14 protein-coding genes are annotated in these 12239 nt (G+C 63.5%); 9 read left to right on the plus strand and 5 right to left on the minus strand.

Annotated elements, in window-relative coordinates:
• Nucleotides 1–1440: a sensor histidine kinase gene (locus tag AC3WLP_RS19030; protein ID WP_103340224.1), complete on the minus strand. Its 1440-nt coding sequence runs from the start codon at nt 1438–1440 to the stop codon at nt 1–3.
• Nucleotides 1441–1443: 3 nt separating this feature from the next.
• Nucleotides 1444–2163 carry a response regulator transcription factor gene (locus AC3WLP_RS19035; protein WP_004575336.1) on the minus strand — a complete coding sequence of 240 codons (720 nt, stop codon included), beginning with the start codon at nt 2161–2163 and terminating at the stop codon, nt 1444–1446.
• 193 nt (nt 2164–2356) lie between these two features.
• On the opposite strand from AC3WLP_RS19035, the gene AC3WLP_RS19040 reads away from it, so the two are divergent.
• The 4 genes from AC3WLP_RS19040 to AC3WLP_RS19055 all read left to right on the plus strand — a co-directional run bounded on the left by AC3WLP_RS19040 (nt 2357) and on the right by AC3WLP_RS19055 (nt 7046).
• Entirely contained in the window at nt 2357–5110 is a 2754-nt protein-coding gene (locus tag AC3WLP_RS19040; RefSeq protein ID WP_088513570.1) for a response regulator, read from the plus strand.
• Nucleotides 5111–5186: 76 nt separating this feature from the next.
• Nucleotides 5187–6176 carry a 2-hydroxyacid dehydrogenase gene (locus AC3WLP_RS19045; RefSeq protein ID WP_004575338.1) on the plus strand — a complete coding sequence of 330 codons (990 nt, stop codon included), beginning with the start codon at nt 5187–5189 and terminating at the stop codon, nt 6174–6176.
• A 31-nt stretch (nt 6177–6207) separates the two neighbouring features.
• Nucleotides 6208–6645 (plus strand): hypothetical protein, encoded by a 438-nt coding sequence (locus tag AC3WLP_RS19050; protein ID WP_004575339.1) that lies wholly within the window; start codon nt 6208–6210, stop codon nt 6643–6645.
• Nucleotides 6642–7046 (plus strand): META domain-containing protein, encoded by a 405-nt coding sequence (locus tag AC3WLP_RS19055; protein ID WP_047603354.1) that lies wholly within the window; start codon nt 6642–6644, stop codon nt 7044–7046. The genes AC3WLP_RS19050 and AC3WLP_RS19055 overlap by 4 nt, the downstream gene beginning before the upstream one ends.
• Before the next feature lie 117 nt (nt 7047–7163).
• Here the strand turns inward: AC3WLP_RS19055 and AC3WLP_RS19060 are convergent, their stop codons facing one another.
• Nucleotides 7164–7628: a peroxiredoxin family protein gene (locus tag AC3WLP_RS19060; RefSeq protein ID WP_012053466.1), complete on the minus strand. Its 465-nt coding sequence runs from the start codon at nt 7626–7628 to the stop codon at nt 7164–7166.
• 85 nt (nt 7629–7713) lie between these two features.
• Here AC3WLP_RS19060 and arsC point away from each other — a divergent pair, with 85 nt between their 5' ends.
• The 3 genes from arsC to AC3WLP_RS19075 are packed head-to-tail and all read left to right on the plus strand — an operon-like array spanning nt 7714 to nt 9075.
• On the plus strand, nt 7714–8067 hold the full coding sequence (arsC, locus tag AC3WLP_RS19065; RefSeq protein ID WP_004575340.1) for an arsenate reductase (glutaredoxin): 354 nt from the start codon (nt 7714–7716) through the stop codon (nt 8065–8067).
• Nucleotides 8064–8669, plus strand: coding sequence for an NAD(P)H:quinone oxidoreductase (wrbA, locus tag AC3WLP_RS19070; RefSeq protein WP_014592118.1), 606 nt, complete (start codon nt 8064–8066; stop codon nt 8667–8669). The genes arsC and wrbA overlap by 4 nt, the downstream gene beginning before the upstream one ends.
• A complete protein-coding gene (locus tag AC3WLP_RS19075; RefSeq protein ID WP_010952704.1) occupies nt 8662–9075 on the plus strand; it encodes a DUF2069 domain-containing protein in 414 nt (137 codons plus the stop codon). The genes wrbA and AC3WLP_RS19075 overlap by 8 nt, the downstream gene beginning before the upstream one ends.
• A 102-nt stretch (nt 9076–9177) precedes the next feature.
• Here AC3WLP_RS19075 and AC3WLP_RS19080 read toward each other — a convergent pair whose 3' ends face one another.
• The gene (locus AC3WLP_RS19080) at nt 9178–9849 is read right to left on the minus strand and encodes a DNA-3-methyladenine glycosylase I (RefSeq protein ID WP_012053467.1); all 672 of its coding nucleotides are present in this window, start codon (nt 9847–9849) and stop codon (nt 9178–9180) included.
• 4 nt (nt 9850–9853) lie between these two features.
• Nucleotides 9854–10678 carry a tRNA 2-thiocytidine(32) synthetase TtcA gene (gene ttcA, locus AC3WLP_RS19085; RefSeq protein ID WP_012053468.1) on the minus strand — a complete coding sequence of 275 codons (825 nt, stop codon included), beginning with the start codon at nt 10676–10678 and terminating at the stop codon, nt 9854–9856.
• A 263-nt stretch (nt 10679–10941) separates the two neighbouring features.
• Between ttcA and AC3WLP_RS19090 the strand changes: the two genes are divergently transcribed.
• Nucleotides 10942–11541 (plus strand): Yip1 family protein, encoded by a 600-nt coding sequence (locus AC3WLP_RS19090; protein ID WP_003252385.1) that lies wholly within the window; start codon nt 10942–10944, stop codon nt 11539–11541.
• A 131-nt stretch (nt 11542–11672) separates the two neighbouring features.
• Nucleotides 11673–12167 (plus strand): SprT family zinc-dependent metalloprotease, encoded by a 495-nt coding sequence (locus AC3WLP_RS19095; RefSeq protein WP_088513569.1) that lies wholly within the window; start codon nt 11673–11675, stop codon nt 12165–12167.
• Nucleotides 12168–12239 lie beyond the last annotated feature (72 nt).

Consider the following 12239-nt stretch of genomic DNA (forward strand, 5'->3'; position numbering starts at 1 on the left):
TTAGCCTGTACCGGCCGCTTCGCGGGCCACAAGGGATCGCACAACCCTCAAATCCTGTGCGACCCCTTGTAGGAGCGGGTTTACCCGCGAAGCGGCCGGCACATGCAACGGCAACCTCATCCACAAGCGCAACCCGCGTTTGCCATTCTGCGCCCACAAGGTGCCGCCCTGGCGCTGGATGGCACTGCGGGCGATGCTCAGCCCCAGGCCGAAGCCACCATCCCCGGGCCGCGAACCGTCCAACCGCGAGAACGGCGCGAAAATCCGTTCCAGGTCTTCTTCAGCGACACCGCCACCCTCATCCTCAAGCCACAACCACCAATAGCTACCCTCACGCTGCCCACCCAACCGCACCACACCCTCGGCCGGCGAGTGGCGAATGGCATTGCGCAACATGTTCTCCAGCGCCTGAGCCAGGTGGTTGAGGTTGCCCTGCACCCAGCAGTCGGCCGGTACTTCGCAGCGCAGTTGCGCAGGCGACCAGCCGCTCTCGTAGCTGGCATTTTCGGCCAGCAACTCCCACAAGGCGTGGACCTCGATCGGCTCAAGGTTCATCGGCGCACGCTCGGCGTCCTGCCAGGCCAGTTGCAGGGTGTCTTCGACCAGTTGCTGCATGCAGTCCACTTCACGGATCAGGCGATCACGCAGACGCTGCAGGTCGGTTTCACCATCGCAGGCCACCCGCAGCCGGCTCAGCGGCGTGCGCATTTCGTGGGACAGGTCGCGCAGCAACTGCTGCTGCATAGCCACCGTGCCTTGCAGTCGCTCGGCCATCTGGTCAAAGGCACGCGCCAGTTCGCCCAATTCGTCATGCCGGGCGATGGTGCGCGAGTCCAGGCGGGCCGACAGCTGATCGGCCCGCCAGGCATTGGCCTGCTCGCGAAGTTGGTTCAGCGGCACGATCAGCATGCGGTACAGGCCTACACACAACAGCAAGGTGAACAGCCCCGGGATGATGCCGTTGGTGACAATGCGCCACAGCAAGCGGTGCTGGCCCGGATTGAAGCGCTGCGGCAGTTCGATCACCAGCATGCCCTGCTCCGGCGCCCCCGGGAACGGTATGCGCACCCACGGCTGGTCGACACTGCGCCGACTCATCGGCCAATCGACACCGCGCAGGCGTGTCAGACGCTGCATGATCTGTGGGTTGAGTGTGGCGCTGTCGAGCGGGCGCAGATTGATGTCGAGCACGCCGACCCAGCCCCGTTCGCGCTGATGCATGGCCGCCACCCACTGGTCCAGCCCTTCCCGCCCGCCGCTGCGCCAGGCCAGCTCAGCTTCGGCGGCATAACCCCGCAGGGTCTGCCGTGCCGACTCCGAGAGGAAGGCATTCTGGGTTTCCATGTGTCGGCCCCAGGTATAACTGAGGCCGATCATCAGCAGGCAGAAGCCCACCAGCAAGATGGTCAGCTTCCAGAACAGCGAATGGCGGTCGAGCATGGTTCACTCCGCCTCGCTGGCACTGAGCACGTAACCCTTGCCCCACACGGTGCGGATCTGCCGTTCGTGATAACCGATGCCCTTGAGCTTGCGACGGATCTGGCTGACGTGCATGTCCAGGCTGCGGTCATGCCGTGAATAGCCGCGCTGCAACACGTGCTGGTACAGGAACGGCTTGCTGAGGACTTCGTCGAGGTTGCGGTTGAGGATGTCCAGCAGGCGGTATTCGCTGGGGGTCAGACCTGCCAGACGGCTATTCAGGCGCACGTCACACAGCCCCTCATCGAACTGCAGCTCGCCGCAGCCGGCTTGCTCCAGCGGGCCCTGATGCCGCCGCTCCAGGGCCACGCGGCGCAAAATCGCCTCGATGCGCACCTGCAACTCGGCCATGCTGAATGGCTTGGGCAGGTAATCGTCGGCGCCGCGCTGAAAGCCGCTGATACGATCCGCCTCGGCCCCCAGCGCCGACATCATGATTACCGGTGTAGCGCTGTGCCTGCGCAACTGCGCCAAGGCGTCCAGCCCATCAAGCCCGGGCAGCAGGATGTCCATGAGCACAACATCAAAAGCCTGGCGGCCAGCCGTTTCCAGGCCCTCCAGGCCATTGCGGCACCAGGTGACCTGGCAGCCGCCACGCTGCAGCTCTTCCTGCAGATAGGCGCCAAGCACCGGGTCGTCCTCGATGGCAAGGATGTGGGTGTTGTAAATAGATACAGGATTCATTGGCAACTGCCATGCATTCTCAATTACGTGATTATTGAGCATTCGCCACCTGCCAGGCAACCGCACTGCGACCAATGCCCCGGCAACGGCGCATAACACGTACTAAAGAGATGCAATGGTGCGGCAGGCGGAGTAACTTCGCGGCTTGGCCGTTACCACTTGACGGCATCCAGGCACATCAGAGGAGGCGAGTGTGCTCGATCGCTTGGGAATCCGCAGCCGGGTACTGCTGCTGGCACTGCTACCGGCCGGCTTGATGGCCCTGGTGCTGGGTAGCTATTTCACCTGGCTGCAACAGAACGACCTGCGCACCCAGCTGCTGCAGCGCGGCAAGATGATCGCCGAACAACTGGCGCCCCTGGCCGCACCGGCCATGGCCCGGCTCGCGCCTGCGCAACTGGAGCGAATTGCCGCACAAACCCTGGAGCAGGCCGATGTGCGCGCAGTGGCGTTTCTGGCCCCGGACCGCACGCGCCTGGCCCACGCCGGCCCGAGCATGCTCAACCTGCCGCCCAGCGGCGGTACCGGCACCCAACTCCTGCAGCGCAGTGGCAACGACGCCACCCGCTACCTGATGCCCGTGTTCGGCCACCACCGCGACCTGGCCACCGACGCCGTGCCGGCCGAAGCCGAGCGCCTGCTGGGCTGGGTAGAGATCGAGCTGTCGCACGACGGCACGCTGCTGCGCGGCTACCGCAACCTGTTTACCAGCCTGTTGCTGATCCTCGCCTGCCTGGCACTCAGCGGCCTGTTGGCGCTGCGCATGAGCCGCACCATCAACGACCCCATCGAACGCATCAAGCACGCGGTCAATCAGCTCAAGGACGGCCACCTCGAAGAACGCCTGCCGACCATGGGCAGCCATGAGCTGGACGAACTGGCCCACGGCATCAACCGCATGGCCGAAACCCTGCAAAACGCTCACGAAGAACTGCAACACAGCATCGACCAGGCCACCGAAGACGTGCGCCAGAACCTGGAAACCATCGAAATCCAGAACATCGAGCTGGACATGGCGCGCAAAGAGGCACTTGAGGCCAGCCGCATCAAGTCGGAGTTCCTGGCCAACATGAGCCACGAAATCCGCACCCCGCTCAACGGCATCCTCGGCTTTACCCACCTGCTGCAAAAAAGCGAGATGACACCGCGCCAGCTCGACTACCTGAACACCATCGAGAAGTCTGCTGACAACTTGCTGGGAATCATCAACGAGATCCTCGATTTCTCCAAGATCGAGGCCGGCAAGCTGGTGCTCGACAGCATACCGTTCAACCTGCGGGACCTGGTCCAGGACACCCTGACCATCCTCGCTCCGGCCGCCCACGCCAAGCAGCTGGAATTGCTGAGCCTGATCTACCGCGACACGCCTGCTTCGCTGGTGGGCGACCCGTTGCGGCTCAAGCAGATCCTCACCAACCTGGTCAGCAACGCCATCAAGTTCACCCGCGAAGGCACCATCGTCGTGCGCGCCATGCTGGAAGATGAGCACGAAGACTGCGCGCAGTTGCGCATCAGCGTGCAGGACACCGGCATCGGCCTGTCACCTCAGGATGTGCGCACACTGTTCCAGGCCTTCAGCCAGGCTGACAACTCACTGGCCCGCCAGCCCGGCGGCACCGGTCTGGGGCTGGTGATTTCCAAGCGCCTGATCGAACAGATGGGCGGCGAGATCGGTGTCGACAGTACCCCGGGCGAAGGTTCGCAGTTCTGGATCAGCCTCAACCTGCCCAAGGCTCATGACGATGCCGAAGCGCTGCCACCGCAGCCATTGCTGGGCCGCCGTGCCGCCATTGTCGATGGCCACGAACTGGCGCGCCAGGCACTGGAGCACCAGCTGGAAGACTGCGGCCTCAGCGTGAGCCTGTTCGCCTCCTACGACCAGTTGCTGCAGGGGGTGCAGGCCGCCAGCCAGGCCGGCCTGCCCTTCGAGTTCGCGGTGCTCGGGGCCAACCTGGGTAACCTGTCGCCCGAGCAACTGGGCCATTATCATCAGCAGCTCGAGCGTTACCACTGCCAATGCGTGGTGCTGTGCCCGACCACCGAGCAGGCGCTGTACCACCCGTACCTGCCCAACGGCCATGGCCAGTTGCTGTCCAAGCCGACCTGCACCCGCAAGCTGCGGCGCCTCTTGCTGGAGCTGGTACAACCTCGCCGTCCGCTGGCCGAAGGGAGCAACGCCAACGGCCAGCGACGCCCGAAAATACTCTGCGTCGACGACAATGCCGCCAACCTGCTGCTGGTAAAAACCCTGCTCGAAGACTTGGGTGCCGAGGTACTGGCCGTCAACAATGGTTATGCGGCGGTACAGGCCGTGCAGGAGGAGTTGTTCGACCTGGTGCTGATGGATGTGCAGATGCCCGGCATGGACGGCCGCGCCTGTACCGAACAGATCCGCCTGTGGGAAAACACCCAGAGCGGCAACCCGCTGCCGATCGTCGCCCTCACTGCCCATGCCATGGCCAACGAAAAACGCGCGTTGTTGCACAGCGGCATGGACGACTACCTGACCAAACCGATCAGCGAACGGCAACTGGCCCAGGTGGTGATGAAGTGGACCGGCCTGAGCCTGGGCACACCCCAGCAGGCGCAGCCCGAGCTACTGACCAATGGCGACGAACTGAAGGTACTCGACCCCGAAGAGGGCCTGCGCCTGGCCGCTGGCAAGGCAGATCTGGCCGCTGACATGCTGAGCATGCTGCTGGCCTCCCTGGATACGGACCGCGAAGCCATACGCGCCGCCCGCGAAGCCGATGACCGCAATGGCCTGATCGAGCAAGTACACCGTCTGAACGGGGCCTCACGCTATTGTGGCGTACCGCAGTTACGGGCAGCGTGCCAACGCAGCGAGACCTTGCTGAAGCAGGACAATCCCCAGGCGCAGCAGGCCCTGGATGAACTGGACAGCGCGATCAGCCGGCTGTCGGCACAGGCCAGATTGAGCGCTTGAGTGGCTCTGGGCCACGCTGGGTATGCCTTGACAGGCAGCGACCCAACCAAGACATGCATTGCAAAGGAGTTCCACCATGCGCGCCCTGTTGTTCAGCAGCCAGCACTACGATCAGGAAAGCTTCACCAAGGCTGTCAGCGGCACCACCCTGGAGCTGCATTTCCAGCCCGCCCGCCTGACCCTCGACACCGCCGCCCTGGCAGAGGGCTTTGAGGTGGTCTGCGCCTTCATCAATGACGAACTCGACGCGCCGGTGCTGCAGCGCCTGGCCGCAGCCGGCACGCGGTTGATCGCCCTGCGCTCGGCCGGCTACAACCACGTCGACCTGGCCGCCGCCCAGCGCTTGGGCCTGGCCGTGGTGCGCGTGCCGGCCTACTCGCCACACGCCGTTGCCGAGCACGCCGTGGCGCTCATCCTGGCACTCAACCGGCGCCTGCATCGGGCCTACAACCGCACCCGCGAAGGTGACTTCACCCTGCACGGGCTGACCGGCTTCGACCTGCACGGAAAAACCGTCGGGGTGGTCGGTACCGGCCAGATCGGGGCCGCCTTCGCTCGCATCATGGCCGGTTTCGGCTGCCAGCTGCTGGCGTACGACCCCTACCCCAACCCAGAGCTGCTGGCCCTTGGCGCCCGCTACATGCCCCTGCCCGAGCTGTTGCGCGAAGCCCGCATCATCAGCCTGCACTGCCCGCTGACCGAGCACACTCGCCACCTGGTCAACGCGCAAAGCCTGGCCCAGTTGCAGCCCGGCGCCATGCTGATCAACACCGGTCGCGGTGCGCTGGTCGACACCCCGGCGCTGATCGACGCACTGAAAAGCGGCCAGCTTGGCTACCTGGGCCTGGACGTCTACGAGGAAGAAGCCCAACTGTTCTTCGAGGACCGCTCCGACCTGCCCTTGCAAGACGATGTGTTGGCTCGGCTGCTGACCTTCCCCAACGTGATCATCACCGCCCACCAGGCTTTCCTCACCCGCGAGGCGCTGGATGCCATTGCCGCGACCACACTGGACAACATCAACCGCTGGGCGGCAGGCAATCCACAGAACCTGGTGATGGGTTAATGCTAGGATACGCGGCATTTCTGGAGGACCCATGGTCGAACACGATTTTCGCTACACCCTTTTCAACCCGCAACACACCCTGATCGAGTGCCGCGCTTTGGTGCCGGGCCGCTACCAGGTCACGGGCAACGGCGGTTCGATGCAAAAAGGCGACAGCCTGCTGGTCACGCTCAAGGGCAGCAAGGATTTGTCCATGCGCCTGACCGTGGAAAGCGTGCGCCACCTGATCAACCCACGCGGCCAGTGGGTTGCCGTGGCGAGTGGCCCGGTATTCAACGAGCTGGAAATCCTCACCTGGCAGGTCGAGTGCGATCGCTGCGATGCGGTGCTGAGCTTCGAGTTCGCAGTAGACGCCAAGCTCGGCAAGGCAGCTCGTCAACCGGCTGCCAGCGCCCGTATCGCAGCGCTGGGCTGGGCCAGCCGTGGCGAAAAACACCTGTGCCCGCGTTGCCAGGAGAGCGCCGAGTGAAGAATCTGCTGACCGGCGTGCTGATTGCAACCGGCCTGCTCGGCTGCGCCACGCAACCTTCCCGGCTGCAGCAGGAACGCAGCTACGTGCTGGAGTGGATTGGCGAACGACCACTGATCGACTACAGCCACCTGACCTTGACCCTGGCCAGCGACGGCCGTGCCTATGGCAACGGCGGCTGCAACCACTGGTTTGCGCCTTACACGCTCGATGGCGAGCACCTGAGCTTCGGCAAGGTCGGCAAGACCCGCAAGCTGTGCGCACCCGCGCTGATGGAACAGGAAAAACGCTTCCTGCAGGCGCTGGAAACGGTAGAGCGTTGGGATGTGTCACCGGTGGAGCAGATGCGCTTCTGGCCGGCCGAAGGCAAGCCGCTGCGCTTCTGGCCTGAAGAAGGCTGAGGATTGCCTGGGCCGCTTTGCGGCCCTTCGCGGGCGCGCCCGCTCCCACAGTTTGTCGCGTCCCCCCTGTGGGAGCGGGCCTGCCCGCGAAGGGCCGCGAAAGCGGCCCCGAATGCATCAGGCGCCTTTCAGGGCCTTGATCTTGGCCTGCAACCCTTCCAGGGTCTGCTCGCCCATCAACTGCTCACGCACCTTGCCCTTGTCGTCGATGATGTAGGTCACCGGCAAGGCCTCGCTACGCGGCAGGTCATAGCGCTCGGCCGGGTCCTGGGCAAGCACGGTGAAACCGATACCCAGGGTTTCGGCAGCCTGCTTCAGGTCCGGCCCCTGCAAACCGTCGAAGTTCACCCCCACCACCTTGATGCCCTCAGCCGCCCATTGCTTGGCCGCCGCATTCAGTTCCGGGATTTCGGTACGGCACGGTCCGCACCATTCAGCCCAGTAGTTGAGCACCAGCCAGTGCCCTTCGATCTGTTCGGCCTTAACCGTATTACCGTGTTGGTCCACGCCGTAATCGGCACCGCAACCACCGAGCAACAGGCTCGCGGTGATGGCCAGTACTGCTGCCAGACGCCTTGCCATGGGTCAATCCTTCTCGAGTTTTAAAGCAAATTGGTCAGTCGCTGCGGTTAGAATAGCCGCCACACCCAGCTGGATGCGACCCGACATGACTGATCTCACGCTCTATCATAACCCGCGCTGCTCGAAATCCCGCGGCGCCCTGGAACTGCTCGAGGCCCGCGGCTTGGCCCCGACCATCGTGCGCTACCTGGAAACCCCGCCCGACGCGGTCACCCTCAAGGCCCTGCTCGGCAAGCTGGGCATCGCCCCGCGTCAATTGCTGCGCAGCGGCGAGGACGAATACAAAACGCTGAACCTGGCCGACCCGGCACTGACCGATGCGCAACTGATCGAGGCCATGGCCCAGCACCCCAAGCTGATCGAGCGGCCGATCCTGGTTGCCGGTGACAAGGCCGTGGTCGGTCGCCCGCCGGAAAAAGTGCTGGAGATCCTGCCGTGAGCGCGCCCTACATCCTGGTGCTGTATTACAGCCGCCATGGCGCGACCAGCGAAATGGCCCGGCACATCGCCCGCGGTATCGAGCTGGCCGGCATGGAGGCACGCCTGCGTACGGTGCCAGCGATTTCCACCGAATGCGAAGCGGTGGCCCCGGATATTCCGGCCAGTGGCGCGCTGTACGCCACCCTTGACGACCTGCGCCACTGCGCTGGCCTGGTACTGGGCAGCCCGACCCGGTTCGGCAACATGGCAGCGCCACTCAAGTACTTCCTCGATGGCACCAGCAGCCTTTGGCTAGGCGGTGAGCTGGTCGGCAAACCGGCTGGCGTGTTCACCTCCACCGCCAGCCTGCACGGCGGCCAGGAAACCACCCTGCTGTCGATGATGCTGCCGCTGATGCACCACGGCATGCTGGTGATGGGCCTGCCCTACAGCGAGTCGGCACTGCTCGAGACCCGTGGCGGCGGCACGCCTTATGGCGCCAGCCACCACGCAGGCGCCGATGGCAAGCGTGAACTCGACCCACACGAAATCACCCTGTGCCGCGCCCTGGGCCAACGCCTGGCGACCACGGCCAAGGCCCTGGAGGCGGCGCGTGGCTAGAAAGCCCAAGGCATTGCCGCCGGTCCAATGGCTGGTGCCACGCCTGCGCCTGACGCGGGCATTGAGCCTGGCATGCTTCTTCGGCCTGATCGCCCTGCTGGTGGTGAACAACCTGTGGTTCGCCAACCTGCATGGGGCCCGGGTCGAGGTGATCCTGGCGATCGAACTGGTGCCGTTGCTGTTGCTGTTGCCCGGCATGCTGAAAGGCAGCGCCCGAGCGCATGCCTGGACCTGCTTCGTGGTGAATATCTATTTCATCAAGGGCGTGCTGGCGGCGTTCGACCCAGCGCGGGCGGTATTCGGCTGGCTTGAAGTGCTGGTGAGCCTGGGGCTGTTCATTGCCGGGCTACTGTACGTGCGCTGGAAGTTCCAGCATGAGCGGCGCATGGCGGGCGAAGGCAGTTAGACTTTTCGCGGGCACGCCGCTCCCACAGGTACTGCACAGGCCTTAAGTGCGGTGCGATTCCTGTGGGAGCGGGCGTGCCCGCGAATGGGAGCACCACAAAACTCAATGGTTGACGGTATGCGCCAGCATCACCGACAACTGGCACAGCGGCCGCCCGCTCTCTGCATGCCACTGGTTGAACGCCTGCTGCACCAGAGCCAGGTCGCGCTGGCTGGTGGGCTGCTTGTCGATCACCTTCTGCGCAATCAACGCCGCTGCCATGTCATCGGTCGGGATGAACGTGTCCTTGCCGACCATGCGCAAGAACCGTGGCGCCGACAACCCGCCCAACTGGTTGCCGTGCTTGGCCAGGTACTTCCACAAGCCGACAATGTCGGTCACTGGCCAGTCGGCGATGAACGCACCAAAACTGCCATGCGCCTTGGCGATATCCAGCACCATTTGCGCATTGCGCGGCACGCTCTTGAGCTTGCCCAGGTGGCGGATAATGCGCTCATCCTGCATCAACCGTTCCAGGTGCTCGGCGCCCATCAGCACCACTTTCTCCGGGTCGAAGCCGAAGAATACCTGCTCGAACGCCGGCCACTTGGCATCCACCAGGCTGTGCTTGAGCCCGGCGCGAAACACCCGCAGGGCCAGTGTCGACAGGTAGCGGTCGTCACTGATGTCGCGCAGTTGCGCCGGCGTGCGCGGCTGCGGCAGGAAAGCCTCCAGCGCCTGGGCCGAGCCAAAGCGGTTCAGGCAGTACTCATGCAACCACGGGTAATCGCGCATGGGCTCAGATGTTCAGCACGTCGAGGAAACGCGGGGTAGCGTTTTCGTCGATCTTCAGGCTGGTGAAGTCAAACAGGTTCCGGTCGGCCAGCTGCGACGGTGCCACGTTCTGCAGGGCACGGAAGATGCTCTCGGTACGGCCCGGGTGCTTGCGTTCCCACTCCACCAGCATGTCCTTGACCACCTGGCGCTGCAGGTTTTCCTGCGAGCCGCACAGGTTGCACGGGATGATCGGGAATGCCTTCATGTCCGAGTAGGCCTGGATGTCCTTCTCGCTGCAGTAGGCCAGCGGGCGGATCACCACGTTGCGGCCATCGTCGGCGCGCAGCTTTGGCGGCATGCCCTTGAGCGCGCCGTTGAAGAACATGTTGAGGAAGAAGGTTTCGACGATGTCGTCGCGGTGGTGCCCCAGCGCCATCTTGGTAGCGCCGATTTCGTCGGCAAAGGTGTACAGGGTACCGCGGCGCAGGCGCGAACACAGCGAGCAAGTGGTCTTGCCTTCGGGTACCAGTTCCTTTACCACCGAGTAGGTATCCTTCTCGACGATGTGGTACTCGACCCCCAGTTCCTTGAGGTAAGCCGGCAATACGTGCTCAGGGAAGCCCGGCTGTTTCTGGTCCATGTTCACCGCAACGATCTCGAACGTGATCGGTGCCACCTTCTGCAGGTGCAACAGAACGTCGAGCATGGTGTAGCTGTCCTTGCCGCCGGACAGGCAGACCATGACCTTGTCGCCATCCTCGATCATGTTGTAGTCGGTGATGGCTTCGCCAGCGAGACGACGCAGGCGTTTTTGCAGTTTGTTCTGGTTGACCGAGAGGGTGCCCATAGCGCTTGGATCCGCGAGGTGTGACAAAAGCCGGCTATTTTACGCACAAACGCGACGCCGCTGTAGGCATTCCGATAAAGACTTCAATGTAATCAACAGCACGGCTTACAGCGCAATTTGCTCTAAAAAGCGCGGTTTATGTGGGTAACGGCTTCCTATACTGCGACATAAGGCCACATTACCGCTTGCATCGGTGTTAGGGCCTCGGGCCGCTTGCGCTCCATATTGGGGGGCGTTTGGCAACATTGAGAGGAGTGATCGGCATGATTCATCACGTTGTGGGGCTGTTTACCCATCCCGATCAGGAATGGCGGGAGATTCGTGGCGAAGAAGAAACCATCAGCCACATGTACCTGACACACACCCTGATCCTCGCGGCGATTCCTGCCGTTTCGGCGTTTATTGGCACTACCCAGGTGGGCTGGGTGATCGGTGACCGGCCAGCAGTGATGCTGACCATGGAAAGCGCAATCTGGATGAGCATCATGTCCTACCTGGCCATGCTCGCCGGGGTGGCGGTAATGGGCGCATTCATCCACTGGATGGCCCGCACCTACGATGCCAACCCGTCCATGGCGCAATGCATCGCTTTTGCCACCTACACCGCCACCCCCTTGTTCATCGGTGGCCTGGCGGCGCTTTACCCGCACCTGTGGCTGGGCATGCTGATCGGCACTGCCGCCATCTGCTACACGGTGTACCTGCTGTATGTCGGCTTGCCGACGTTCATGAACATACCGTCGGATGAAGGCTTCCTGTTCTCCAGCTCGGTGCTGGCAGTAGGCTTGGTGGTACTGGTGGCAATCATGGCCGCTACCGTGATTATCTGGGGACTGGGCGTGGGGCCCGTCTACACCAACTAGAACAGACCGAACCAACACTGGGGCATCAACCAGGGGCCGCCGCAAGGCGGCCTCTGGCTGTGCACTGACCGGTGACTCGGCAAGCCACCTGCGCTTGCGGCATAATGCCTGGTCAGGAGAACCGCCCCGCCATGCCCGAGCAGCTCAAACAACGCGTCGAAACCTGTTACCAGCAAGCCGAAGCCTTTTTCAAACGCCGCTTCCCGCGCCCCGAAGTCAGCTTCAAACTGCGCGGGCAAAAAGCCGGCGTCGCCCACCTGCACGAGAATCTGCTGCGCTTCAACCTGCAGCTCTACCGCGAAAACCAGGAAGACTTCCTGCGCCAGACCGTGGCCCATGAAGTGGCACACCTGGTTGCCCACCAGCTGTTTGGCGACCGCATCCAGGCCCATGGTGAAGAGTGGCAGTTGATCATGCGCGGGGTGTATGAACTGCCGCCCAATCGTTGCCACAACTATGACGTGCAACGGCGCGCAGTGACCCGCTACATCTACCGCTGCCGGTGCCCGCAAAGCGACTTCCCGTTTACCGCGCAGCGGCACAAGCTGGTGCACCAAGGGCGGCGATACCTGTGCAAGCGGTGCCGGGAAATCTTGGTGTACAGCGGCGAGACGCGGGTCGAATAGATCGGGGGTCGCTTGCACCGGCCCTTTCGCGGGCAAGCCCGCTCCTACGGGTTTCGTGCAATTCCCGGGACG

The sequence above is a fragment of the Pseudomonas sp. FW305-E2 genome, assembly GCF_058782925.1.

Bases quoted from the DNA above. Each gene is read 5' to 3' on its own strand.
- AC3WLP_RS19030 (WP_103340224.1), bottom strand. From the start codon at position 1,440: ATGCTCGACCGCCATTCGCTGTTCTGGAAGCTGACCATCTTGCTGGTG.
- AC3WLP_RS19035 (WP_004575336.1), bottom strand. From the start codon at position 2,163: ATGAATCCTGTATCTATTTACAACACCCACATCCTTGCCATCGAGGAC.
- AC3WLP_RS19045 (WP_004575338.1), top strand. From the start codon at position 5,187: ATGCGCGCCCTGTTGTTCAGCAGCCAGCACTACGATCAGGAAAGCTTC.
- AC3WLP_RS19050 (WP_004575339.1), top strand. From the start codon at position 6,208: ATGGTCGAACACGATTTTCGCTACACCCTTTTCAACCCGCAACACACC.
- AC3WLP_RS19060 (WP_012053466.1), bottom strand. From the start codon at position 7,628: ATGGCAAGGCGTCTGGCAGCAGTACTGGCCATCACCGCGAGCCTGTTG.
- arsC (WP_004575340.1), top strand. From the start codon at position 7,714: ATGACTGATCTCACGCTCTATCATAACCCGCGCTGCTCGAAATCCCGC.
- AC3WLP_RS19080 (WP_012053467.1), bottom strand. From the start codon at position 9,849: ATGCGCGATTACCCGTGGTTGCATGAGTACTGCCTGAACCGCTTTGGC.
- ttcA (WP_012053468.1), bottom strand. From the start codon at position 10,678: ATGGGCACCCTCTCGGTCAACCAGAACAAACTGCAAAAACGCCTGCGT.
- AC3WLP_RS19090 (WP_003252385.1), top strand. From the start codon at position 10,942: ATGATTCATCACGTTGTGGGGCTGTTTACCCATCCCGATCAGGAATGG.
- AC3WLP_RS19095 (WP_088513569.1), top strand. From the start codon at position 11,673: ATGCCCGAGCAGCTCAAACAACGCGTCGAAACCTGTTACCAGCAAGCC.